The organism is Paenisporosarcina indica (genome assembly GCF_001939075.1).
GTDB classification, from domain to species: Bacteria; Bacillota; Bacilli; order Bacillales_A; family Planococcaceae; genus Paenisporosarcina; species Paenisporosarcina indica.
Window position 1 is genome coordinate 1,070,745 of sequence record NZ_MPTA01000001.1, and the last position, 26,282, is coordinate 1,097,026.

General features: G+C 38.5%; 26 protein-coding genes. 2 read left to right on the top strand and 24 right to left on the bottom strand.

Going from position 1 to position 26,282, the window contains the following annotated elements; all coding sequences use genetic code 11:
- The first annotated feature begins 64 nt into the window (after window positions 1-64).
- Complete coding sequence (locus GY23_RS05180) at window positions 65-1,042, top strand: 4-hydroxy-3-methylbut-2-enyl diphosphate reductase (protein ID WP_075618105.1); 978 nt, start codon at window positions 65-67, stop codon at window positions 1,040-1,042.
- A gap of 38 nt (window positions 1,043-1,080) precedes the next feature.
- Here the strand turns inward: GY23_RS05180 and GY23_RS05185 are convergent, their stop codons facing one another.
- The 8 genes from GY23_RS05185 to ccpN all read right to left on the bottom strand — a co-directional run bounded on the left by GY23_RS05185 (window position 1,081) and on the right by ccpN (window position 9,576).
- Window positions 1,081-2,199, bottom strand: coding sequence for a Nif3-like dinuclear metal center hexameric protein (locus tag GY23_RS05185; RefSeq protein ID WP_075618106.1), 1,119 nt, complete (start codon window positions 2,197-2,199; stop codon window positions 1,081-1,083).
- The gene (locus tag GY23_RS05190; protein WP_075618107.1) at window positions 2,196-2,894 is read right to left on the bottom strand and encodes a tRNA (adenine(22)-N(1))-methyltransferase; all 699 of its coding nucleotides are present in this window, start codon (window positions 2,892-2,894) and stop codon (window positions 2,196-2,198) included. The genes GY23_RS05185 and GY23_RS05190 overlap by 4 nt, the downstream gene beginning before the upstream one ends.
- An 85-nt stretch (window positions 2,895-2,979) precedes the next feature.
- Window positions 2,980-3,345, bottom strand: coding sequence for a c-type cytochrome (locus GY23_RS05195; RefSeq protein WP_075618108.1), 366 nt, complete (start codon window positions 3,343-3,345; stop codon window positions 2,980-2,982).
- A 139-nt stretch (window positions 3,346-3,484) separates the two neighbouring features.
- On the bottom strand, window positions 3,485-4,624 hold the full coding sequence (locus tag GY23_RS05200; protein WP_075618109.1) for an acyl-CoA dehydrogenase family protein: 1,140 nt from the start codon (window positions 4,622-4,624) through the stop codon (window positions 3,485-3,487).
- A gap of 142 nt (window positions 4,625-4,766) precedes the next feature.
- Entirely contained in the window at window positions 4,767-5,897 is a 1,131-nt protein-coding gene (gene rpoD, locus GY23_RS05205) for an RNA polymerase sigma factor RpoD (protein ID WP_075618110.1), read from the bottom strand.
- A gap of 29 nt (window positions 5,898-5,926) precedes the next feature.
- The gene (dnaG, locus tag GY23_RS05210; RefSeq protein WP_075618111.1) at window positions 5,927-7,738 is read right to left on the bottom strand and encodes a DNA primase; all 1,812 of its coding nucleotides are present in this window, start codon (window positions 7,736-7,738) and stop codon (window positions 5,927-5,929) included.
- Window positions 7,739-8,120: 382 nt separating this feature from the next.
- Complete coding sequence (locus GY23_RS05215) at window positions 8,121-8,924, bottom strand: pyruvate, water dikinase regulatory protein (RefSeq protein ID WP_075618112.1); 804 nt, start codon at window positions 8,922-8,924, stop codon at window positions 8,121-8,123.
- A gap of 13 nt (window positions 8,925-8,937) precedes the next feature.
- Window positions 8,938-9,576, bottom strand: a complete 639-nt coding sequence (ccpN, locus tag GY23_RS05220; protein WP_075618113.1) for a transcriptional regulator CcpN — start codon at window positions 9,574-9,576, stop codon at window positions 8,938-8,940.
- A gap of 340 nt (window positions 9,577-9,916) precedes the next feature.
- Between ccpN and GY23_RS05225 the strand changes: the two genes are divergently transcribed.
- Window positions 9,917-11,287, top strand: coding sequence for a glycine--tRNA ligase (locus GY23_RS05225; RefSeq protein ID WP_075618250.1), 1,371 nt, complete (start codon window positions 9,917-9,919; stop codon window positions 11,285-11,287).
- Window positions 11,288-12,050: 763 nt separating this feature from the next.
- Here the strand turns inward: GY23_RS05225 and recO are convergent.
- From recO to prmA, 16 genes are all read right to left on the bottom strand, one after another.
- Complete coding sequence (gene recO / locus GY23_RS05230; protein WP_075618114.1) at window positions 12,051-12,845, bottom strand: DNA repair protein RecO; 795 nt, start codon at window positions 12,843-12,845, stop codon at window positions 12,051-12,053.
- An 18-nt stretch (window positions 12,846-12,863) separates the two neighbouring features.
- Complete coding sequence (era, locus tag GY23_RS05235; RefSeq protein WP_075618115.1) at window positions 12,864-13,778, bottom strand: GTPase Era; 915 nt, start codon at window positions 13,776-13,778, stop codon at window positions 12,864-12,866.
- Window positions 13,762-14,172 (bottom strand): cytidine deaminase, encoded by a 411-nt coding sequence (locus GY23_RS05240; protein WP_075618116.1) that lies wholly within the window; start codon window positions 14,170-14,172, stop codon window positions 13,762-13,764. The genes era and GY23_RS05240 overlap by 17 nt, the downstream gene beginning before the upstream one ends.
- Before the next feature lie 12 nt (window positions 14,173-14,184).
- On the bottom strand, window positions 14,185-14,550 hold the full coding sequence (locus tag GY23_RS05245; RefSeq protein WP_075618117.1) for a diacylglycerol kinase family protein: 366 nt from the start codon (window positions 14,548-14,550) through the stop codon (window positions 14,185-14,187).
- A complete protein-coding gene (gene ybeY, locus GY23_RS05250; protein WP_075618118.1) occupies window positions 14,537-15,025 on the bottom strand; it encodes an rRNA maturation RNase YbeY in 489 nt (162 codons plus the stop codon). Before ybeY ends, GY23_RS05245 begins: the two co-directional genes overlap by 14 nt.
- Window positions 15,026-15,037: 12 nt before the next feature.
- On the bottom strand, window positions 15,038-17,122 hold the full coding sequence (locus GY23_RS05255) for an HD family phosphohydrolase (protein ID WP_084544022.1): 2,085 nt from the start codon (window positions 17,120-17,122) through the stop codon (window positions 15,038-15,040).
- Window positions 17,123-17,962: 840 nt separating this feature from the next.
- Window positions 17,963-18,925, bottom strand: a complete 963-nt coding sequence (locus GY23_RS05265) for a PhoH family protein (protein WP_075618120.1) — start codon at window positions 18,923-18,925, stop codon at window positions 17,963-17,965.
- 2 nt (window positions 18,926-18,927) lie between these two features.
- Window positions 18,928-20,052 (bottom strand): sporulation protein YqfD, encoded by a 1,125-nt coding sequence (locus tag GY23_RS05270; protein ID WP_075618121.1) that lies wholly within the window; start codon window positions 20,050-20,052, stop codon window positions 18,928-18,930.
- Window positions 20,053-20,295: a hypothetical protein gene (locus GY23_RS05275; protein ID WP_075618122.1), complete on the bottom strand. Its 243-nt coding sequence runs from the start codon at window positions 20,293-20,295 to the stop codon at window positions 20,053-20,055.
- Between the two features lie 50 nt (window positions 20,296-20,345).
- A complete protein-coding gene (locus tag GY23_RS05280) occupies window positions 20,346-20,792 on the bottom strand; it encodes a hypothetical protein (protein ID WP_075618123.1) in 447 nt (148 codons plus the stop codon).
- A 36-nt stretch (window positions 20,793-20,828) separates the two neighbouring features.
- A complete protein-coding gene (floA, locus tag GY23_RS05285) occupies window positions 20,829-21,839 on the bottom strand; it encodes a flotillin-like protein FloA (RefSeq protein ID WP_075618124.1) in 1,011 nt (336 codons plus the stop codon).
- A complete protein-coding gene (locus GY23_RS05290; RefSeq protein ID WP_075618125.1) occupies window positions 21,836-23,164 on the bottom strand; it encodes an NfeD family protein in 1,329 nt (442 codons plus the stop codon). The genes floA and GY23_RS05290 overlap by 4 nt, the downstream gene beginning before the upstream one ends.
- Window positions 23,165-23,430: 266 nt before the next feature.
- Complete coding sequence (rpsU, locus tag GY23_RS05295) at window positions 23,431-23,604, bottom strand: 30S ribosomal protein S21 (protein WP_016426884.1); 174 nt, start codon at window positions 23,602-23,604, stop codon at window positions 23,431-23,433.
- A gap of 102 nt (window positions 23,605-23,706) precedes the next feature.
- Window positions 23,707-24,357 (bottom strand): deoxyribose-phosphate aldolase, encoded by a 651-nt coding sequence (gene deoC, locus GY23_RS05300; protein ID WP_425434964.1) that lies wholly within the window; start codon window positions 24,355-24,357, stop codon window positions 23,707-23,709.
- Between the two features lie 222 nt (window positions 24,358-24,579).
- Entirely contained in the window at window positions 24,580-25,317 is a 738-nt protein-coding gene (locus GY23_RS05305; protein ID WP_075618127.1) for a 16S rRNA (uracil(1498)-N(3))-methyltransferase, read from the bottom strand.
- Between the two features lie 7 nt (window positions 25,318-25,324).
- Entirely contained in the window at window positions 25,325-26,272 is a 948-nt protein-coding gene (prmA, locus tag GY23_RS05310; protein ID WP_075618128.1) for a 50S ribosomal protein L11 methyltransferase, read from the bottom strand.
- Between the last annotated feature and the right edge of the window lie 10 nt (window positions 26,273-26,282).

Genomic DNA, 26,282 nt, shown 5'->3' on the forward strand with positions numbered 1-26,282 from the left:
TTTTGAATTTGGCACACCTCTCAGTTATAATAGAGATTAACAACTTCTGAGAGGTGTGCTACAAATGAAAGTACTCAAAATTACCCCACGTGGTTATTGTTACGGTGTCGTGGATGCCATGGTCATTGCTCGCAACGCAGCGATGGATACTACATTGCCACGCCCAATTTATATATTAGGTATGATTGTTCACAATAAACACGTCACTGATGCCTTTGAAAAAGATGGCATCATCACGTTGGACGGTGAAAATCGAAAAGAAATATTAGAAAAAGTGGATAGTGGGACAGTCATATTCACTGCACACGGTGTATCACCGGAAGTTCGTGAATTAGCAAGACAAAAAGGATTAGTCTCAATCGATGCTACCTGTCCAGACGTTACCGTTACACACGATCTAATTCGTGAAAAAACGGCACAAGGATACCAAATAATTTACGTTGGTAAAAAAGGTCACCCTGAGCCCGAAGGAGCAGTTGGTGTAGCTCCCGATGCAGTCCATCTGGTGCAGACAATCAATGACGTTGAACAGCTGGACATTCAAGCTGAAAAGTTACTCGTGACGAACCAAACGACGATGAGTCAATGGGATGTAGCCGTGATTATGAAAGAATTAGAACAAAAATATCCTCACATTGAAGTTCATAAAGAAATTTGTCTAGCTACACAAGTTCGTCAGGAAGCTGTAGCTGGTCAAGCCGGAGCGGCCGAATTATTGATTGTAGTTGGAGATCCAATGAGTAATAACTCAAATCGACTGACCCAAGTATCAGAAGAAATTGCAAATACACCTTCTTATCGTATTTCTGATTTATCTGAACTGAAGTTAGAATGGCTGGCAGGGATTGAAACCGTTGCTGTAACAGCTGGTGCTTCTACTCCTACACCCATCGTTAAAGAAGTCATAAAATTTTTAGAGAAATTCGACCCGCTTGATTCACAAACGCACATATTGGAGCGAACAGTTACCATCGATAAAATATTACCGAAAATCAAAACAGTGACTCCCGTGAAAAGAATTGAACCATATACACCAGCTTAATGTTTTAGAGGCCATCCATTTTGTGGATAGCCTCTTTTTTATAACAATCTAAATGGTTCTGTCGATATACTTGAAGGAATAAACTTACAAGTGTATTTTTGATTTTCACACAACTGATTCATTTTAATGGAGACACCTTTTTTCATAATGGACTCCACATGGTGCCCCGGGTCAACGATGGAAAGACCAATTGCTTGAGCATCTTGTGCCGTATGAAAATACATGTCCCCTGTTACTAGAACATCAGCTCCAGCACGTTTTGCCTTTTGAATATATTTATTCCCGTCTCCACCTAGAACAGCCACTTTACGAATTTCAGTGCCCCCATCCCCTACGACGCGTACAAATGGAACCGACAGCTGATTTTTTACGTTTTCAGCAAATGAATCTAATGGCAGTGGGTGTCTTAATACACCGATTCTTCCGATGCCTTGTTGCTTCGTTTTAGACTCAAGTGCCAATAAATCAAACGCCACTTCTTCATAAGGGTGGTGGGCATACATTGCCTTCAAAATTCTTGATTGTTCGGAGGATGGAAATACCACTTCTATTTTTTCCTCTTCGACTTCGGCTAGTTGATGAATATTTCCAATAGCAGGTTTCGCTCCATCAAGAGGTTTAAAACGCCCCACACCTTTCGATGAAAAGCTACAGGAATCATACGCACCGATTTTACCCGCGCCAGCTAGTGCCAATTGCTCTCGTAAACGAGTGCCATGAGTTGATGGAACAAATACAACCAATTTCATCAGAGTCTCCGCAAACGTCTCTTCAAGCACTTTTATTTGTTGCAATTGGAGGGCATCAGCGAGTAAATCATTCACTCCGCCTGGTGCTACGTCCAAATTTGTATGTGCCGCATATACCGCAATATCATGCTTGATACAAAGCTCAATCATTTTCCCAGCAGGTGTATCTGTCCGAAGATTTTGTAACGGGCGATAAATGGGAGGGTGATGTGCAAGGATTAGTTGGCAGTTTTGATCAATAGCCTCTTGGATGACATCCATCGTGACATCGAGCGTAACGAGTACATTGGTGATGGGTCGATTCAACTGTCCAATTTGCAAGCCAACCGAATCATCTTTTAAGGCAAATGATTTGGGAGACCAGGATTCAAACAATTGAATGATTTCATAGCCATTCGCTGTTTTCATTCACCTAATGCCTCCTTTACGATTTTTAGTTTTTGTTGCACTTCTTCTTTTTTCAATTGCACTTCTCCTGATAATTCCGCAAAGCGAATCGCTTCTAAAATTCGATTCCATTCGGCTGATTCTTTTTTCCACTTGATCGTAAACACATCATTTTGATTGTCCATTAAAAACGGACCCAGTAGTTTTTGTGACGGCGACAACGTCATCTTGCCCTTTTCAAGTACTAGAATTTCATAAATTTTATTATCTTCTTGCAGAATGTCTTCCGCAATCAATTTCCAACCATTTAATTCTGCCCAGTCTCTAATCGCTTTTGCATAAACATTAGGTTGCAAGATCAGACGAGAGACGGAAGCTAAACGATCCTTGTCCTGATCTAAAATCATCGCAATCAATGGACCTCCCATTCCAGCAATGGTCACTGTATCGACATCATCTTCTTGTTCAATTGCTTTCAATCCATTTGCCAAGCGTACAGTAATTTGGTCTTGAAATTGTTCTGCATTCACATGACTTTGTGCTGATTCGAATGGCCCTTTTGCCACTTCACCTGCAATTGCTTTTGAAGCAAGTTTATGATGAATTAGGTAACAAGGTAAATAGGCGTGATCACTGCCAATATCAGCAACAACTGCCCCTTCTTTTACATATCCAGCCACTCGCATTAATCGTTCTGAGAGATGTTGTGCGTTCAACAAAATCCTCTCCTTTCTGTTATATCAAGATTGTACCATAACCAAGAAAAAACCCTTATCCTAAGTTAGGATAAGGGTCAATTTATTATTTTAAAGTTAAAATGTAGTCTGCCATTGCTTCTTCTTGACCTGGTAGTAAGCCTCCAGGCATTATCGTGCCTTCAATGCCGTTTGTAATAATCTTAACCAGTTCCTCTTTCGATAGATCAGTGCCAACTAAAGCTGGAACATCTCCTTGACCCGCAAGGTCTCCACCATGACAAGTAATACATTTTCCTTGAGCTACTTCTGGATCGAATTCTGCACCTTCAGCAGTTTCTCCTCCAGTACCCTCTTCGTGACCAGCAGCAATTTCCTCTTTTTTATCAACACCTGTCATTGATAAGAAGAAAATAAGTCCAATACCAAATGCCATAATTAATATGAAAGGAACAATTGGATTTTTTTGCATTGTGTAACCTCCTAATTTCGTTCATCTTTTCTAGAATTGAATGAGTCAACACTGTAATTGTACTGCATTCTAGCAAAAACGAAAAGTCTTAACTCGGAAGTTTTCCTGCTTTGTACTAATTTCGACATATTCGTGAAGTTTAAAGACCAATCTGTCTTGCAATCACCATACGTTGAATTTCTGAAGTTCCTTCACCGATTTCTAGTAATTTCGCATCACGCATATAACGCTCAACTTCATATTCTTTCATGTAGCCATAGCCACCATGAATTTGCACTGCTTGATCTGCAACTTGCATAGCAATCTCCGAAGCATATAACTTACACATAGATGCTTCTTTTGTAAAAGGTCGTCCTTGATCTTTTAACCAGGCAGCTTTATGAACCATTGTACGTGCCAGTTCAATCTTCATGGCCATGTCAGCTAATTTAAATTGCGTGATTTGGAAGTCTGATAATGGTTTCCCGAATTGCTTGCGCTCTTTTGAATAACGTAGTGCACGGTCAAATGCAGCTTGTGCAATCCCGACTGCCATTGCACCGATTCCAATACGTCCACCATCAAGAGTTACAAGGAACTGATTAAACCCGTAACCTCTCTTACCTAATAGATTTGCTTTAGGTACCCGGACATTTTCTAAAACAAGTTCAGTTGTATTCGACGCATGCAAACCCATTTTTTCGTAGTTATCGATGATTTTAAAACCCTCTGCATCAGTCGGCACAATAATGGCACTAATTTCTTTCTTCCCATCCTTTTCACCTGTGATGGCAGTAATTGCTAGATGTTTTGCGTAGCTGGCATTTGTAATATATACTTTGCTGCCGTTAATAACAAAATCATCACCATCTTCAACTGCACGAGTCTGTGTTCCACCCGCATCAGAGCCTGCATTGGGTTCAGTTAAACCGAATGCTCCAAATGACTCCCCAGTACAAATAGGCGTTAAATACTTTTGTTTTTGCTCTTCAGTTCCAAATAGATTAAGTGGTGCTCCACCTAAAGAAATATGTGCTGAATATGTAATTCCTGTTGACGCACAGGCACGACTAAGTTCTTCTGTCACAATGGCAAAACTGATTGTATCTGCCCCTGCCCCACCATATTCTTCTGCAAAAGGTAAGCCCATCATCCCCATGTCGGCTAACTGTTTAAAGATCTCTTTAGGAAAAGCTTTTGTACGATCACGCTCTATCGCGCCTGGTGCTACGACTTTATCCGCAAACTCTTTCATTGTTTTACGAATCATTTGTTGTTCTTGCGATAAATCAAAATTCAAGTTATACAACCCCTTTATTTTATAAAACGCTTTCATCGTTCATTATATCTGAAATTTTCTAACATTCACAACTATTATTCTAATTTCACTTTTACTAGAAAAAAAAAAGACATCCACTGTTGTGAATGCCTTAAATGTCAAACTATTCTAAAAAGTCCTTCAATCGTTTACTGCGTGAAGGGTGTCGTAACTTACGCAAAGCTTTCGCTTCGATTTGGCGGATACGCTCGCGTGTTACACCAAATACTTTCCCTACTTCTTCAAGTGTTCTTGTGCGACCATCATCCAAGCCAAATCGCAAGCGTAGAACGTTCTCTTCGCGATCAGTCAAAGTATCTAAAACGTCCTCTAACTGCTCTTTTAATAATTCATAGGCTGCATGATCAGATGGTGATTGAGCATCGGAGTCCTCAATGAAGTCCCCAAGATGCGAATCATCTTCTTCACCAATTGGTGTTTCAAGTGAAACAGGTTCTTGTGCAATCTTTAAGATTTCGCGAACCTTTTCAGCTTGCAACTCCATTTCTTCACCAATTTCCTCCGGAGATGGCTCACGGCCTAAATCTTGAAGTAATTGACGTTGTACACGAATTAACTTATTGATGGTTTCAACCATGTGCACAGGAATACGAATCGTTCGTGCCTGGTCAGCAATCGCACGTGTAATCGCTTGACGAATCCACCATGTGGCGTAGGTACTGAATTTAAATCCTTTACGGAAATCGAATTTTTCTACAGCCTTGATCAAACCCATATTTCCTTCTTGAATTAAATCCAAGAACAACATTCCACGTCCAACGTAACGTTTTGCAATACTTACAACTAGACGTAAGTTAGCCTCAGCCAATCGTTTTTTCGCTTCTTCATTGCCTTCTTCAATCTTTTTAGCAAGAGCAATTTCTTCCGCTGCAGAAAGTAAGTCAACTCGACCAATTTCTTTTAAGTACATACGAACTGGATCATTAATTTTTACTCCAGGTGGTACACTTAAATCATTCAAATCGAATGTTTCTTCTTCTTGCCCTTTTTTCATTAACTTTTCCAAGTCTTCTTCATCGCCATCTTTACGACCAAGTTCAACACCCTGTGCTTCAAGCTGTTCAATAAATTCTTCAATTTGATCGGTTTCTAACTGAAATACCGACAATTTTTCAGCTATATCAGAAAATGATAACTCTCCCGATTTTTTTCCTGATTCGAGTAAAGATTTTTTTGCTTCTTCTAATGTTACCTCAGTTTCAACCTCTTTTGAACGCTCAGACTTGTCCGCCATAAGTCTTCCTCCTTCTAAAACCAATCAATTTACATCGTTGATAACGATTTCTTCAAATCGATTATTTGTTTTGCTAACTCTAAAGCTCGGGTCATGTCTTGCAGTTTTTCTGCTTCTTTTGACTCGTGCATTTTCATTTGAATTTGAAGCTCGATTCGATGTTTATTTATTTGTCGTAAGCAGTCGGAGACTTCTTCACTCGCATGTTCTGGGTCTCTTTCTGTTAACGTTGCTTCCATTACCAACTTACGCAACTCGGTATCTTCTAAAATTTCCAGAAAACGATGAGTATCCGCTTGTGAATGTGAGTCGTAGAAACCGATCAGTCGCACAAATATCGCTTCGTAAGAGTCGTGGATGAATACTTGAAGACCATGCTCTTGATGCAAACGATCGACTATATCTACTTGGTCTAACATATGAGCGAGCAACAATTTTTCAGCACGGTCGATTGCTTGTACACGCTTTCGAATGACAGGCGTATTTTGGGCAATAGGTGGCGCTTGTTGTCTCGAGTTTTGCTTAATTGATTTACCTTCCAATTTACTGAATTGTTGGTAAATCGCTTCTTCCGATATATTGGTTTCTTTCGCCAATTGTCGTATATATAAATCACGTTCGACAGGTGAAGAATTCCCAACAAAATGTTCAAGAACTTCTTGCACGTATTGTAACGTGTCATTTTCAAACTGAAAATTCTTATTGCGCCTTGCAACCATCATCATAAAGGCTAAGTATGCATGAGGACGGTCTATAATTTGTTTCTCAAAAGCTTCTGCTCCATTTTTTCGAACAAAATCATCTGGATCCATTTGATCAGGAAGTAAGGCAATTTCCGTCTTCATTTTATCTTGCACTAACAGTTGTGCAGCTCGTTTTGCAGCTTCAAACCCTGCAGCGTCACCATCATAACAAATTATGACTGTATCAGTAATACGTTTTAACTTCTGAATATGTTCCCGCGTTAGCGAAGTACCCATTGTTGCTACAGTATTTACAATACCCGCTTTTGCTGCTGCCATAACATCCATAAAGCCTTCCATAATAATCACTTTATGTTTTTTACGAATAATAGGTCGTGCAACATCCAAATGATACAGAACTTTACTCTTTTGGAAAATCGGTGATTCAGGACTGTTCATATACTTTGCATCTTGCGAATCCGTATTTAAAACACGGCCAGAAAAGGCAATAACATGACCCATTTCATTGCGAACCGGAAACATGATCCGCTCTCTGAATCGGTCAAAATATTCATTTTTATTTTCTTTTTGAATGAGAAGTCCACATTGTGCCATTTCGGCTTGATTGAATCCTTTACGTTCTAATAATGACGTTAAGGCATCCCAGTTAGGAAGTGACCACCCAATCTTATATTGTTCAATAATCTCCCTCGAAAATCCTCTTTCTTCTAAATATTGAAGAGCCTTTTCCCCTTCTTCGGTATTAAGAAGTAAGTGGTGGTAATAATTCATTGCAAATGTATGCGCTTCTTTCATTCGTGTTTCATCTTTATTGACAACTTGTGAATCACTAGTTTGTGGTTCAATATCTAGTTCAATACCTACTCGTGATCCCAACTTGCTTACAGCTTCTTGAAAAGAAAGATTGTCAATATCCATTACAAATGTAATGGCATTTCCTCCAGCACTACATCCAAAACAATGAAAGATTTGTTTGTCTTGAGAGACAGAAAATGATGGTGTTTGTTCCCCATGAAAAGGACATAGACCAAACCAATTTCGTCCTCGCTTTGTTAACTGAACATATTCGCTAATGACATCAACAACATCATTACTTGTACGTATTTGTTCAATCATATCTTCAGGAATTCGTTGCATGTTATCATCACCATCTTTACTTGCTATATATTGAATTCGAGATAATTGATGAAAATCCTGCAAGTTTCGACATAAAAAACAGAAAAAAAATAATTCACACTGAGAGTGGTTCAATATCGTATCTTCTATTCTGATATAATAAAAAATTACTTCGACCAGAGCTAGAGAAACAGTTAATATTTTACACATTATAATGCGATAAGTCAGCTCTTCTTATACAGATATCTGAAACTTCCCCATTATATCAGTAAACAAAACTTTAGGAAAGACTATCCTTAATATTTTTACCACAATTTTTTATTATAAAACGTTTTCCTAAAAAAATCTAGAAAATTATTTTTATGCCAAAAGAAAAAACCTTCCCACAATGGGATGGTTTTACTTACTGGATTTTGTTCAAGATCACATTAGCTGTTTCTTCAACTGCCCGGTTAGTAACATCTATTACTTGACAACCTATGCGAGAAACTACTTTATCAAAATGAACAATTTCTTGTTTAATCCGATCTAGTTTTGCATAACTTGCATCATTATTTAATCCAAGTGCTATCAAACGTTCTTTTCTAATCGAATTAAGTTTGTCAGGTGAAATTACCAGTCCGAAACATTTTTCAGGGTTGACTTTAAATAATTCTTCTGGTGGTTCCACTTCTGGTACTAGCGGAACATTGGCCACCTTGTATCGCTTATGAGCCAAATATTGCGACAATGGAGTCTTTGAAGTGCGAGATACACCCACTAAAACGATATCTGCCATAAGTAAGCCTCTAGGATCTCGACCATCGTCATATTTCACAGCAAATTCAATAGCCTCAATTTTCTTGAAATAATCTTCATCTAGCTTTCGAACTAATCCAGGTTCTTCAAATGGTATTTCATTCAAGTCTGACTCAATCGTATCCATGAGAGGACCTAACAAATCAATTGAACGAACGCCGGCATGAGCACATGCTTTCAGTAAAGTTGAACGCATGTTTTTTTGTACTAATGTAAAGACAATCATTGCTCTTTCTAGTTTTGCTAATTGAACAATTTCTTTAATATGATCAAACGTTTCAATATGTGGAAAGCGTTTTAATGAAGTATCCTGTAAACCTGGTCTAAATTGGCTGACAGCCGCTTTCGCAACTAATTCTCCTGTTTCGCCTACTGAATCCGAAACGATAAATATCTGGAGTTTATTCAACGCTCATTTCACCTCACAAGTCGTGATTTTCTGCAAGTGACAGAAAGGCACCAGTAATGTTTGTTTTCGTTAGTCGACCAATTACTTCATATCCATCTGAATGTTCCTTAACGACGGGTAATGCATCGATTTGTTTGTCAATTAATTTTTTAGCTGCATGAATGAGAGCATCATTTCTAAAACAATATGTGATATTTGGCATACGTGTCATAATAATGTTAACTGGAACTTTATTTAAATCTTGTTGACCTAAACTCGTACGCAGTAAATCTTTTCTAGATAATACTCCTGTTAAATAGGCATTTTTGTCAACTACAAATAATGTTCCTACGTCTTCTAAAAACATATGAACGATGGCATCATAAACGGTCATGTTTTCTGATACCACAACCGGGATAGACTGAAAATCTCTTACCTTCATCTTCATCATGCTATCAGTAACTGCCTGACCTGTCTTTTTACCTGAATAAAAATATCCTACTCGAGGTCTTGCATCTAAAAAACCAGCCATAGTTAATATCGCTAAATCCGGGCGAAGTGTAGATCTTGTTAAATGCAAGCGTTCTGCAATTTGTTCTCCTGTAATTGGACCATTTTCTTTTACAATTACTAAAATGTCCTCTTGACGTTTGTTGAGTTCGATCGGACTCACCACCTCAAAAAGTGTTATACTTAATCTTAAATAGTATATACTAATTACCTACTGTAATCTAGTTTACTGCTTAGTTGCACTTTTTACTTTCTAATGATAAAATGGTTTGAACTTTATAGACAAAGATAGGAACATAAGTATTGTTCAATGTTAGCGAGCAGTGATAGTGAAAGGCTGCAACGAACAAGAAAAGGCATCCTGGAGTCATGATTTTTTGAAAGTGGATTGCCTATGCAATCAACTGGGGTGGAACCGCGGGTATCAAGCACTCGTCCCCGGACATTATTTGTCCGGGGACGAGTGCTATTTTTATTTTGGAGGGATTTTTGTGACAATTACAATGGAAAACGTAGTAAGTTTAGCGAAACACAGAGGATTTGTATTTCCTGGTTCAGATATTTACGGTGGATTAGCCAATACATGGGATTATGGCCCACTAGGAATTGAACTAAAAAACAATATTAAAAAAGCTTGGTGGCGTAAGTTTGTTCAAGAATCACCTTATAATGTTGGATTGGATGCAGCCATCCTTATGAATCCAAAAGTATGGGCGGCTTCAGGGCACGTTGGAAACTTTAACGATCCAATGATTGACTGTAAAAAATGTAAAGCTCGTCATCGTGCAGATAAGCTAATTGAAGATGCATTGGAAGTAAAGGGCATTGAAATGATTGTCGACGGACTGCCATTTGAAAAAATGGAAGATCTAATCAAAGAACATGAAATTGCATGTCCTGAATGTGGCGAAAAAGATTTTACTGGCATTCGTCAGTTCAATTTGATGTTCAAGACGTCACAAGGTGTAACCGAATCTTCGTCAAACGACATTTATCTGCGCCCTGAAACAGCACAAGGTATTTTTGTAAACTTTAAAAATGTTCAACGTTCAATGCGTAAAAAAATGCCATTTGGAATTGCACAAATTGGTAAAAGTTTCCGCAATGAAATTACACCAGGGAATTTCACATTCCGTACCCGTGAATTCGAACAAATGGAACTTGAATTTTTCTGTAAACCCGGCGAGGATTTGGAATGGTTTGCATTCTGGCGTGAGTATTGCAAAAACTGGTTACTAAATTTAGGTATGACTGAAAGCAATATGCGTTTACGTGACCATGATGAAGATGAATTATCACACTATGCTTCTGCTACAACAGATGTGGAATACAAATTCCCATTCGGTTGGGGAGAATTATGGGGAATCGCAGATCGTACAGACTTTGATTTAAAACGTCATATGGAACATTCTGGTGAAGACTTCAACTACATCGATCCTATTACAAATGAACGCTATGTGCCTTACTGCATAGAGCCTTCATTAGGTGCAGACCGCGTAACCCTTGCATTCCTGTGCGATGCCTATGCGGAAGAAGCGCTAGAGGGTGATGACAAACGTACAGTGTTACGATTCCATCCAGCGATCGCTCCAGTAAAAGCAGCGATCTTACCTTTATCAAAAAAACTTGCTGAAGGCGCGGGAGAAGTTTTTGCGAATTTAAGCAAATCATTCATGGTCGATTATGATGAATCTCAATCAATTGGTAAACGTTACCGTCGACAAGATGAAATCGGGACTCCTTTCTGTATCACATATGATTTTGATTCTGTAGAAGACGGGCAAGTTACTGTACGTCACCGTGACTCAATGGATCAAACTCGTATGCCAATCGCTGATGTTAAAGCTTACATCGAAAAACATTTAGAATTTTAATCTCCAAATAATAAAAATAGGACTGTCTAATAAGTTCCTAAAATGAAACAGGTGAAGAAAAACGAATCGTTTTTCTCCACCTGTTTTTATGTTTTCACTTGTTTTCCTTTTTATAGCTATGTTGTATATACCCGTTGATTTTTAAACACTTTATAGATTGTAGTGGAACGCGTCCGCCTGTTTCTGCATCGCTACGCTAGCTTCGAAACATGAAAGTACGTTGGAACGGAAATCAGCATATTAATATGAAGAGAGCTGCCCTAAAAGTCATTTTCTATGACTTTTGGGACAGCCCCGTCTTTATTTTTATTGAAACGGTCGCTATGAATTCTTGAATGCTGCACTATAATTTAATGAACAAAATGGTGGGTGCTATGTGACTTCGTTACTTCGCACCCACTTCTCTTTTTTAAAACATCTTGCGGCGTTTAGGCATCCGCGGCTTCCTTGTTTCCTCAATATGGTTTCTTTTGCTAGTAGTGTGAAATACTCAATCGCATTTAGGGTAGCCCATTTAAAAGTCATTTCGTTCTAAACAAGCGAGCTTTTCTCTATAAAAACAAGGAAAGGTCCGTTTGTTATTTGTTACACTTCACTAAATTATGTGGTAGCAATCTGCCTAGATCGATCCAGCGAAAGCGCCTTTCAAGTGGTAGCCGGAGCGTTATTATAGGGAATACTTAGTCCAGTCTATAATTGGGCAGGAGAAGCTTTGAACACAGGGTTCAGGGGAGTCCCCATTTTTTTTTACAAAAGAACCATCTTACTCTTCCTTCTCAGGAGCAGTAGACGGATTTTCTTTTTTCGGAAAAAACTGAGGAGATCGATCAAGTTGATCAAGAAATGACCTTGACTTTAATCGAATGCCTGTTTGTTCTTCATAAATCGTACGCACTATTTTTTTGATGAATATTTTTGTTTCTTTTTTAAGCGACAATCTCCCTACTTGCTCAATTGGTACGGTATAGAACGTTCGAATCAATTTTACCTGAGCAGGAGTTAATCGAATGATATATCGATCGACGCCAAAACAGCGATGACATAAAAACCCTATTTGTTGAAAGGAAAAAGCAAATTCACCATCAGTTGCACTACAATTGGCGCATTGATGTAAAGTCGGATAGATACCGGTCACAGGTAACATCTTCCATTCAACAAACAACGCAATGGCTTCGGGATCATAGTGTTCAGAGATTGCATGAAGTGCTTGTTGAAGTAGATTGAAAATAGAGGCTTGCGGTGTTCGTTCATCAACTGCCCGGTCGACAAGTTCCACTATAAAACTCGCATATGCTGTTGCTTCAATATCTTCCCGAATATGTCGATACGATTCTACTTGCTCCCCTTGTTGCATGGTACCCATTCCCCGTCCTTGTTGAATGAGAAATGAACCATGTGTAAAGGGTTGTGTAATGGCTGCTAAACGACTAGCAGGCTTTTTTGCTCCCCTAGCCATTGCTGTAATCTTTCCTGCATCTCTCGAGTAAAGTGTAACGATTTTATTCGTTTCACCATAATCTTGCGTTTTTAAGACAATGCCTTCAATACGATTCAGCATCTGTCCACACGCCCCTTATTAATATTCGTCGTCGCGGAATCCGAAATCTCGTAAATGAGTTGACTTATTACGCCAGTCTTTTTGAACTTTTACCCATAGCTCGAGGTAGACTTTGCTCCCGAGTAACATCTCGATGTCTTTACGTGCACGCATACCAACCTCTTTTAAAAGTGCACCTTTTTTTCCGATGACGATTCCTTTTTGTGAATCGCGTTCCACCATGATGGTTGCACTGACTTTTATCTTATCTGTCTCAGGATCGCGTTTGATTTTCTCAATGACAACCGCAATTGAATGCGGAATTTCTTCGTGTGTTAAGTGAAGAACTTTTTCGCGGATTAATTCAGAAATAATAAAACGCTCTGGATGGTCTGTCACTTGATCAGCTGGGTAATATTGAGGTCCTTCAGGGAGGTTTTCAATCAATACTTTTAGTAGTCCCTCGATATTGATCCCTTCTAAAGCAGAAATCGGTAAAACATCTGCGAAATCATATTCATTGCGGAATGATTCAATCACGCTCATTAACTTATCCGGATGGATGAGATCAATTTTATTCATAACAAGAAATACAGGCGTTTCATTCCCTTTAAGCATCTCGAGAATATAGCGATCTTGCTTACCGATTCGATCAGTTGAATCGACCATCAATAGAATAGCATCGACTTCTCGTAGCGTATTTTTCGCTACTTTCAACATAAAGTCTCCAAGTTTGTGTCTAGGTTCATTGATCCCAGGCGTATCAATAAAAACAATTTGTTCGGTTTTGGTCGTCAAAACACCTTGGACTTTGTTTCTTGTAGTTTGAGGTTTATCACTCATAATGGCTATTTTTTGTCCAATTACGCGGTTTAAAAAAGTAGACTTACCTGCGTTTGGTCGGCCGATAATTGAAATGAATCCTGATTTGAATCCTTTATTTACTTCCAGCATTGTTTAAATCCTCCAGTGAAAATGCTCCAGGCAATAGCTCAGCAACAGTTGTTTCAAGTACATTTCCTTTTAAGTTGATCAAATATACGGGCATATTCGGCTCACAGAATTCAGCAAGTACTTGTCGACAAGCTCCACAAGGGGATACAGGCCCTTCTGTATCTGCTACCACTGCTAGTGATTCGAATTCTCGAACACCTTCCGAAACAGCTTTAAACATTGCTGTACGTTCAGCACAATTTGTCATACTATATCCAGCATTTTCAATGTTACATCCGTGATAGACCTTACCTTCTTTTGAAACTAAAGCAGCACCCACTTTGAATTTCGAATATGGTACGTACGCATTCTCGCGTGCGATTTTGGATTCTTCCATGACTTGTAATTTGTCCATTTTTCTAACACCTCAATTAATAATTTCCATCCACTTTGGTAAAAAGATGAGTATTCCGATTATAGCACTTGCACCAGCAAATACAAGAACAGCAGCTGCACTCATATCTTTCGCTCGCTTAGCTAATTCATGGATTTCTGGTGAAGCTAAATCAACTACAGATTCAATTGCCGTATTGATTAATTCCAAACTTAACGTACCCGAAATACAAAGAATAATCAGGATCCATTCAATCAAAGATAAATCACTGAACATCCCTGCCAAAATTACGACAACTGCCGCAATTAAATGAAATTGAAAATTTCGTTCTTTTTTTCCGGCAAAAAGGAAACCTTCAAAAGCATATTTAAATGAAGAAGCAAAATTAATGTTTTTCATCCTGTTCCCGTCTCAGTCCAAACGATTGTAAGATGGCCTCTTGTTTTTCCGTCATCTCTTTTTCATCTGCTACTTCCATATGATCATATCCGAGAAGATGTAAAAAGCCATGAATAGCTAAAAAGCCTAATTCTCTTTCTTCACTGTGACCATAATCTGCTGCTTGCTCTTTCGCTCGCTCAACAGAGATGATAATATCCCCAAGCATTCGTGGTGCCCCTTCAATTTCAATGGCCATTTCACCTTCACCAAGCTCTTCCATTGCAAATGATATGACGTCAGTAGGAACATTTTTCCCTCTATAATCATTGTTGATTTGTTGAATCTCTTCATTGTTTACGAATGTTACCGATAGTTCACTACCTAAATCAATTCCTTCAGCTTGAGCTGCATGATGTAACATTTTTTCAATTAGTGCAAGATCTTCAGCATTTAATGATTCTGTTTTGTCGATTAAATCCAATGATAAGTACATGGAACTCCTCCTCTATTGTGGGTATTCAATCCGTGAATGGAAAATACCATTTAACGTTTCACATAACACGCGTTCAATTGTTTTAAGCTCTTTTAATGATAAATCACATTCATCAAACTGCCCATCATGCAATTTGTCCTTAATAATCGAAACAACGATTTCTTGGATTTTCTCAGATGTCGGGTGTTTCATAGAACGTACGGCTGCTTCAACACTGTCTGCAATTGAAATCACAGCAGTTTCTTTTTTCTGAGGTTTCGGACCTGCATATCGATATTCTTCTTCTTTTGCAGGTTTTCCATCCTCTTTTGCTTTGAAATAAAAATATTTTAGTAAACTAGTTCCATGATGTTGTTCTGCAATATCAATAATCTCTTTTGGCATTTTATGTTTTTGTAATAATTTCGCACCATCCGTGCCATGGGACAAAATGATATCTCTGCTCGTTTCTGGCGGCAGAGAGTCATGAGGATTCGTGTGACTCATTTGATTTTCAATAAAGAATCCTGGTCGTTTGGTCTTCCCAATATCATGGTAGTAACAACCAACTCTAGCAAGTAAACCGTCGGCACCGATCGATTCACATGCCGCATCAGCTAAATTAGCAACCATCACACTGTGATGATAGGTTCCTGGAGTTTCTGTCAGGATCTTTTTTAGTAGTGGATGGTTCGGATTTGATAACTCGATTAATTTCATCGCCGAAAGCAAACCAAAAGCGGTTTCGAAAAAGGGCAAAAGACCGATTGTCAATGCGCCTGATAATAAACCTGATGTAATCGCAGCAACACCATAAAACAAGTATTCACTCGCTCCGTATTCAGATTGTGTCATCAACAAATAGAACGCTGTAAATATGACATTAACAACCGCAACAATCATACTCGTTTGAAGTAAATGTGACCTTTTTTCAGCCCCTTGAATGACGTATAACCCAGCCATACCACCAAACAAAATATACAGGGCAATGTCCATTTGGAAAACAACTGAGTAGCCTTCTTGGAAGACAACGCCTGCTATTGCTGCAGTTAAAAATGCCATTAGTACTGCAAATCGTTCATTGATGAGTGAACGGACGAGCATTGGTGCTAAAGCTGTCGGGAATAAAAATGCAATGGTAACGTCAAAGTTATTAGATACTAGACTGATTAACTTCATTCCACCTACCGAGAAAATGAAAATGATCATTACTACTACGAATGCCCTTTGACGTTCTTCATTATCTGCATCCCATTTTGACATTTGCATATAAACGAGCCACATACATAGTACAATAAATAGAATTAAACCTACAATTGGTTTTAGTGAAGATTGATTTGTTAACATCCCGACAAGTTCCAGTTGACGGTATACTTCACGATCAACAATTTGTCCTTCTTGAACAATAACTTGTCCTTGTAAAATACGTGTTGGTTCAATACTAGAACGAGCTTGCTCAACCCGTGCTTGTGTAAGGTCTGTATTCAATAGTTCATTTTCGATTATGCTATAACGTCCGATTAACACTGCTGTTGGCAAAATAGTTCCAGGAATCGACATGTTTGCACGAATTCGTTTTTCGATTTCATTTTTCGAATTTGCAACGTCTTCCAATCGAATCGGTTTGCTCATGATATCGCGTATAGAAGTGGTTAGTGACTCTCTAATGGATTTTAGTGTAGTGGGATTTAGGGCAAGTAGTGATTTAAGAGCATCATCCGTAAAACGAATGCCTTCCCCTTCTGATTCAAGAATATGAAGGTTTTCTTTTAATGCTACTACTTGTTCTTCAACTGGCTTGTTTTTCAAGCTAGCATCCTCTTTTATTTCTATTACATAATCAAATACTGAAGTGACGATTGCTGCACGATTATCTGCAATTTCTTCAGAGAATTCATAGACACTCGTTACTTCGTCAGCAGCTCTTTCTCGTTCCTCCTCTGTCTTCACAGGATCTTCAATCGTTTTAACAGAGCGTATGGTTTCATTTGATAGTTGGAATCGTTCAATATCATATTGATCAGGTCGTACGCCATTTACTAACAATAAGAAAAGAATTAGTCCAGTTAGAACAATAGCTGAAAGAATAAAAGTTCGATAGCCCACTAGTTTCTGCATTTTTTTATACCAGTTAATCACAATATCACCCCATCTTCTTCCTACTATCATATCAAGAATTTTCAATCATTACATCGAAATATGTAAAAGAATTAAGAACTATGGGAATTATGAAGATTTCTTGTTGCAGAACATGGGATGTTATGTAACTTCGGATTGGGATGTGCAAAAGTACTTTTCGTTTTTCAATATTTGTTTTTTTTCACTAACATTGTTAACAAACTATAAGAAAAAACGGGTAATGTGCGCCCGATCCTATAGTAATTTATAGAATTAATCACTGAATCATGAAGGATTGTAGGTCGCTGTGGACGCCTTACTGCTGCACCCTTATGGGCGAATGACTTCGTCATTTCGCCTATACGCTTTTATTCTAGAAATCCTGCGGCGGATGTATGTCCGTCGCTCCCTTGTTTCTTCAATGTGATCAGTGATATTGATAATGAAAGAATAGACGACTTTCTTTAACCGACAATCGGTCGAAGATGAAATTTCGACCTCCCATCACCTTCTTTATTTTCATATACTCTCTTATAATATGTCATTTTAGTAAGAATTCTGCACTGAATTAGATGGAAGCATTATGTTTTTAGGCAGAACCAGCGAAGGCGCCTTTCCGGTGGTAGCCGGAGCGAGAAGACTGACAGTGATCTCCTGCCTGGCTTCTGCGGGAGGCATCCACAAAGCGCCAAAGCGTTATACAAAGGAATACTGCTTATTTCCGTCTATAAAGGTGGACTTCTTCAGTGCTCTATTTAGGATTGGAAGTGCTTTGAATACTGGGTTCTGGTAGTCTCGAATTTTAAAATTTCTTATCTTATAATAAAAAAAACAGCAGTCTTATTCCGACTGCTGTTCCTCATATGCTTGAATAATTTTAGCTACCAATGGATGTCTGACGACGTCACCTTGCTCGAGCATTTGGAAATGGATACCGCCTACATTGGACAAAATCTTTTCAGCGACTTTTAGTCCGGACTCTGCACCACGAGGTAAATCTATTTGCGTTTTATCTCCGGTAATTACCATTTTCGAACCAAAACCTAAACGTGTCAAGAACATCTTCATTTGGGCTTTTGTTGTATTCTGAGCTTCATCCAGGATGACAAAAGCATCATCGAGTGTACGTCCACGCATATACGCAAGAGGAGCAATTTCAATGGTTCCTCTTTCTAAGAAGCGATCGGTTTGTTCTGTTCCTAGCACATCATGCAGAGCATCATATAAAGGACGTAAATAAGGATCCACTTTTTCTTTTAAATCGCCAGGTAGGAACCCTAGACTCTCACCTGCTTCTACAGCCGGTCGAGTTAATATAATTCGTTTGACGTGACCATTTTTCAATGCTTGAGTCGCAAGTACAACTGCTAAATATGTTTTCCCTGTCCCAGCAGGACCGATACAAAATGTTAAATCTTTATGACGAATGGCATCAATATATTCGCGCTGTCCAATTGTTTTGGCACGAATCGCTTTGCCTTTTACATTTCTTGCAATTTCAACATCATACAATTCAGCAAAATACTCTAATGTGCCAGCAATACTCATTTCAATTGCTGTACTGACATCTCGTTGATTAATATTTATACCTTTTCGAATGACTTTTAATAACTGTTCGATTAGTTGTTTGGCAGTTGCTCTTTTTTCCACATCTCCTACTAGACGAATTGATTCGCCTCTAGTGATGACTTGAACACCCATCTCTCGCTCGATTAATTTCATATTTCCATCAGAAATTCCTAGCAGTAAGATGGCTTCATTTGGGTCTTGTACATGTAATTCAGTCAATTGTTCTTCCTGCATTCTCAGTCTCCTTGGTGTATAGGTCTTTTGGATGCGATATTATCATTCATGTAGTACAATACTTTCCCTTTTACTGTATCATTTGTCCATGTTATGTGTAAAATTTTTTCATCCTTAATCTTGCCTTTAGGTGTAAGTGTTGATGCTGTCCTCATTCTTAGCATGGGGAGAAATGCTTCATTTATCCACTGTTCGCTTACAATAAATTCGGATTTCCCAATAATGGTCTGTCGTTCAATTCGAAATGCACTCTTTACCAATTCTACAAGATGATCAACACTTTGTGTTTCTTGAAATTTTTTCCAAGCTGGGCGTATTTGAAATAAATTCACTTGTTCAGATGAGAATTTGTCATAGACAATTTTAGTTGGCAATTGAAAAGACATTTCGACCCAATAATCAGCAAATACTTGCCCTTGTGCACCTACAATAATATCTGTATCTCCTTGTTTCAATACTCCAGTAACCAGAACGTCACCTTTTTTGACTGTTTCATTAATCGGGATTAACCGTTCTCCGGATGTCAGATCGTAATTAGTAATAACCCCTCTACGAAATGCAACTAAATCTGAAGGTGCTTTTTGATCGCTAGGTTCTCTTGAGATGACTGGTGCGGGTACAGAAGTAATGTGCATTTTAGAACCCGTGCGCTTGATATGAATCCACGAAAGATCATGATTTTTCGCTAATAGGACTTGTCTAATTTCCGAATCAGAAACGAGTTTACTCATCATTTTTCTTTCATTAACTTTAAGATCGTGTAACTCACTAAACAGTTTAACTTGTCTTTCGTCTGAGACATCATCTATTGATATTTGCCACAGGAATAACGAGAATATATAAGGAAGGAGGATAAAGCCGAATAAACCAAGTAGCGTCATCCACTGAAACTGAATAATTGAATCCGAATCAGGTCTTGTAAAATGGATGGGAATCTTATGTTGCTTCCGAATACGGCGAACGATTGATAAATCTTTTTCAAATAAAGTAAAGGAAGTACCTGATTTGTCTTTGGATAATTTTATTATGTAAACTTTATTTTCTTTTAAAGCTTGAATAAATGCGTAGGTGTGCTCATGTGGCTTGATATGACAGTTAATTTTTCGACCACTTTGTATTTTGGCCATTTACACAATATCCATTTTCTTAAGCTCGAATCGAGTTAAATCTTGCACCTTTATTGTAACTTCCTCAACATTCATGGACGAAATACGAGCATCCCCCGCTTCAATTAGTAATGTAAATCCCTTTCCATTCAGTTGACAAGCATATGGGCTAAGCATGATTAACTCAAAAGGTCCATTAACACGGATATTTTGAAAGTCCTCAATGTGAATAAATGGAGTTAATTGCAAATGATTGTTTAACAAAAAGAGACCTCCTTTCCATCAGTGTATGCTGATAGTTAAGAGGTCATGAGTTATCGTTTAGATTTTGGAGGAGCTAATATTTCAGAAAAGATAATTGCTTGAACCAATTCTTGTTTTGTAGATGGTACAAGTGATTTTTTATCAACGGTCTTTTCTTTTTCAACATCGGCTGGTTGATGTACTGATAATCTACCAGTTCTTTTAGGCGATGTATTGATTTCCTTTAGCTGCACTCTAGATGGTAAGGTTTTTTCTTCCAGTTGATTCATCTGACTTTTCAGTTCGGATTTGGGTTGTACATGAGACTGTCTCTCAGAAGTACGCTGTTGTACATCCTTAAAGACTTCTCTAGCGTAATCTTCCACTTTTTTCAACGGTTGAGAATCAAGTGGCTTCGACATAAAAGGTTTGCCCTTTCCGTTCGCATCATCTGCATTTTTCTTTTTTGAAAACGCACCTATAATCATTGTGATAATCGCAATGAGTATAACTTCCACTGTTTCATCCCTCCTTCAAGGGTTACTCGCTAAGCCTCAATCTTTTGTTAGATCCTTTTTCGATTTATCGCTGTCTATTTTACTAATTGAATCCCTCATACTTGTATCTGCCTGTATGTTTTTGTAATTCATATAATCCATAACGCCAAGATTTCCTTCACGTAATGCTTCTGCCATTGCAAGTGGAATTTCTGCTTCTGCTTCAACAACTTTTGATCGCATTTCTTGAACTTTAGCAATCATCTCTTGTTCAGTCGCTACAGCCATTGCACGACGTTCTTCCGCCTTAGCTTGCGCAATTTTTTTATCTGCTTCGGCTTGCTCTGTTTGTAGTTCAGCACCAATATTTTTACCGATATCAACATCCGCGATATCGATTGATAGAATTTCAAATGCCGTACCTGAATCAAGACCTTTAGATAAGACAGTTTGAGAAATCATATCTGGATTTTCAAGAACTTTTTTATGGTTCTGACTTGAACCAATTGTTGATATAATACCTTCACCAACACGAGCTACAATCGTTTCTTCACCAGCACCACCGACTAAACGGTCGATGTTAGCACGAACTGTAATACGAGCTTTTGCTTTCACTTCAATACCATCCATTGCTACACCCGCTATAAATGGAGTTTCAATCACTTTTGGGTTAACGGACATTTGGACTGCTTCCAATACGTCACGACCAGCTAGGTCAATGGCTGCTGCACGTTCAAATGGTAATTCGATATTCGCTCTATGAGCTGCAATCAAGGCATTCACAACTCGGTCAACATTACCACCAGCTAAATAATGGCTTTCAAGTTGATTATTAGTTACTGTGATTCCTGCTTTATGTGCTTTAATTAATGGATTTACGATACGAGACGGAATAACTCGACGTAATCTCATTCCCACTAATGTTAAAATGCTAATTCGAACACCAGCTGCTATGGCAGAAATCCATAATGCAATTGGTACAAATGTAAAGAAGATCGCCAGTAAAATGAATACTGCTATAATGGCAATTATTATTCCAATCGTGCTACCTGTAATTCCTTCGATCATGTTAAATCCTCCCCTTCTTTGACTTCCCGTACAACCGTACGAGAGCCTTCCACTTTAATTATTTTGACAGTTTTCCCAGCATCCACGTAGCCACCTTCTGTGACTGCATCGATTCGTTCACCTTCTAAAGTGATTGTACCCGAAGGTCTTAGAGGTGTCATGCTTTGCCCTAATTTCCCAATTAACTCATATCTGTTGACGTTCGATACATAGCCACTCTTCGTATCCGTCGCATCTTTCAATATCATGTTATTAAAGATTTTGATATTCTTGCCAAAAAATTTCACGATAATCACCATCCCGACAATTGCGACGACTAATGCAATCAATACGGCAATTCCCATATGAACTACATTGCCACCTGCAAGAAGTATACTAACAATTACTAATGCTAACCCAACAATTCCAGCTATTGCACCCGGCAGGAAAAATTCGGCAATAATGAATGCCACACCAATAAGAAAGATAATGATAGATTCATACCCAGCAAGTCCAGCCACCGTATGCCCAAAGAAGAATAAGGCAATCGCGGTCAATCCCATGGTGCCCGCAACCCCAAAACCAGGAGAGTACAGTTCAATAATCAATCCTAAACTGGCGATTGAAAGAAGAATGGGCACAATAAAAGGATCTGTAATAAAGCGTGCAACCTTCTCTGCAAATGTTTCATTTACTGAAGTTACCGTTGCATCTGTAAGATCTAAATGCTCGATTAATTCTTCAAATGATGCAAATGTTCCTTCCGAATATTCCACTTCTATCGCTTCTTTTGCTGAAAGAGTCAGAAGTTCTCCACTTTGGGCACGGTACTGTGGTAAATCAACTTTTTCATCTGCCATCGCAAGTGCATATTGTGGATCTCGATTTGATGATTCCGCCGCTTGGATCATAGCTGTTCGCCATGCACTATTCGCTTTTGTTTCAGCCGCATTCCCTGCACCGTTAACAGCAGCCGCAGCCCCTATCCGACCGTTTGGCACCATATAAATTTCATCTGCATGCAAGGCTAGAAATGCACCGGCTGAGAGTGCATCGTCGTTAATAAATGCAATCGTTTTTATAGGGGTTTCATCCATCAGTTTTGCAATATCTTGTGCAGAGTCTACAAATCCTCCTGGCGTATCTATGTCTAATATTACGACATCTGCACCAGCTTCCTCCGCTTCTTCAAACGCTCGTTGTAAAAAGGCATGCAACCCCTTTTCCACTTTTTTATGAATTGGTATACGGAATATTTCCGATGCACTTACAGACAAGCTTGGTAAGATTAATAAACAAGAAAATAAAAGCAATAAAATTCCACTCATAAACCGCGGCATTTTCATATCGGCCCTCCTTTTCCATGTGACATTCATACTATCTCTAGTATATACGGATAACTAGCTAAAAAGATTCAAATATATAAAATAAGCCGAGAAATCAAATGATTTCTCGGCTTACATATGGAATTTCTTTAGTCATCAAGTAGTACGTGTTAAGAACGTAGGGATTGTGGGATTTTGACCACTTACGTTTACGCGCAGCTTCTGATTTCTTTTTTCGCTTGGTTTTTTAATGAACCCGCGATTTCAAACCGTTGTAAAATTCTAAATTAGAATTTACGTTTACGCGCAGCTTCTGATTTCTTTTTACGCTTTACGCTTGGTTTTTCATAAAACTCGCGTTTTCTAACCTCTTGTATTGTTCCACTTTTAGAAACAGTACGTTTGAAGCGGCGAAGAGCATCTTCAAGCGATTCGTTTTTGCGAACGACAGTTTTTGACATCTCTCTTTCCCTCCCTCCGAACACACGTCAATCCATAACCTAGTGTCATGTACTCCAAAATTATATCGTATCATATCATTTTGGTCAATACGTTATCAATAATTAATAGTCTGAATTAGATGTTAGACCTTGCGCAATCAAAACGCCTGAACTAGCGCCAATGCGAGTTGCTCCTGCTTCGATCATTTTTTGCACATCTTCTAAGCTACGAACTCCGCCAGAAGCTTTCACTCCAAGGTCTGGTCCTACAACTTCACGCATTAGAGCAACATCCTCAACTGTCGCCCCACCTGTTGAAAATCCTGTAGAAGTTTTAACAAAATCTGCACCAGCATCTTTAGAAAGTTTACTAGCAACTTTAATTTCTTCTTTCGTTAACAAACAAGTTTCTAAAATAACTTTTACAATTGCCTTGCCTTTTGCTGCATTAACAACTGCTTCGATATCACGTTTCACCAATTCGATGTCTTGAGATTTTAAAGCACCAACATTTAATACCATGTCGATTTCACCAGCGCCATTTTTAATTGCATCTGTTGTTTCAAACGCTTTCGTTTCAGGTGTAGAAGCACCAAGAGGGAAACCAATAACTGTACATACTTTTACAGGTGTACCAGCTAGTAGTTCAGCAGAAATTTTAACCCATGTTGGATTAACACAAACTGATGCAAACGTATATTCTTTCGCTTCTGCACAAAGTTTTTCAACTTGCTCTTTTGTAGCTTCAGGTTTTAATAATGTATGATCGATCATTGACGTGATATTTGTAGTCAAATTGATTCACCCTTTCGATGTTGTCCGTACCTCTTAAGTTTACCATGCTTGTCTTTGCAAATCATTAAAAATGAAAGAATATCCAGTACACCGAAATGCACTGAATATTTAACATACGCATTATTTTGTAAAACTCGTAAACTTGATTAAAATCACTTATTTTTATGATGCCCAAATTATCGCATTTAATTCAAAAATTGATTACTCAAACTCATACGAGATTGCCGAAAGGACATATAGAGGTGCTGTTTCTGCCCTTAGAATACGCGGTCCTAATGAAATAGCATGGAAACCATTATCCATAAGTGCTTGTATTTCATTTCGTGATAAACCGCCCTCCGGTCCAAAAACAACACAAATGGACTGTTGATCATGAGCTTTTGTTAAGATTTCCGCAAATTGTGTTCTCTTCTCTAGCTTTGCGTCTTCCTCATCAGCTACTAGCAGTACATCATATTGTTTTGATAGCTCAAGAAGTTGTTTAAACGATACAATATCACGAATTGCCGGAATCACATTTCGATGTGATTGTTCTGCAGCTTCTTTAGCAATTTTTTGCAGACGTTCTTGTTTCTTTTTCCCTTTTTGTGCATCCCATTTCACAATCGAACGCTCTGCTTCAAAAAGGATAAGTTCATGCATGCCAAGTTCTGTCGCTTTTTGCGTAATTAAATCCAACTTTTCGCCTTTAGGTAATCCACAACAGATGGTTACTTTTTTTGGCAGTTCATTCGAACGTAATGCATCTGACGACTTATTGACACGCACATCTTGCCCTTCAAAACCAGCAATCGTAGCTTCATTGGCTTGATTTTCGGTTACGACAATAATTGTTTGCCCTTCTTGCATGCGCATCACTTTTTGGATGTGCTTAGCATCATCACCTGAAATCATGAGTTTTCCATCTACAAAAGGTTGAGGAATAAAATATCTTTGCATCTCTTAATTATTCCTTTACCGGTTTCTTCGAAAGTATTGTAACCCAGTCTTCCATCATCATCACTTCTTCAATAATAAATCCAGCAGATTCAAGCGATTGCTTGACATCTTCTTTTTTCGCTCCAATTATGCCAGAAGTAATATACATTCCGCCTTCTTTCACTACTTTGAATGCATCTTCTGTAAATGACATAATAATTTCAGCCAATATGTTTGCGACTACTACATCCGATGGTTCATTAACTGTGTCCAGTAAGTTCCCGTGCACGACATCTGTAGTTTGTTGAACATTATTTAACTTGACATTTATTTTCGCTGAACGCACTGCTACTTCGTCTAAGTCAAGTGCATGCACATGCTTGGCTCCTAGTAGGGCTGCACCGATAGCTAAAACGCCAGAACCTGTACCGATGTCTGTTACATAGTCTCCAGGTTTAACGGTCTTTTCAAGAGCTTGTAAGCACATTACCGTTGTTGGATGTGTACCCGTCCCAAAAGCCATGCCTGGATCAAGTTCTATAATTAATTCATCTGTCGAAACAGGTTCATATGTTTCCCATGTAGGGACGATGGTAAATCGTTCCGAAATTTTGACTGGGTGATAGTACTTTTTCCAAGCAGTTGCCCACTCTTCTTCATTTACTTCACTAATTGTCACGACATTATGGCCTAAGTTGATATCATAATTGATTAGGTTGTTGACCGCGAGCTTCACTTCTTCCACTGTTTCACCTAAAAAACTGGTAACAGGTAAATAAGCTTTAAGAATTACACCTTCAGCTGGGAAGTCATTTGGATTAAGTGCATAAATTTCACCGAACATGTCTTCACGTTCACGTGCAAATTCCTCTGAATCCTCTATAACAACTCCACTTGCACCTGCTTCGTGCAATATATTCGAAACCGCCTCTACTGCCTCATGCGTCGTATGAATGGATAGCTCTGACCACTTCACCTACATCAAC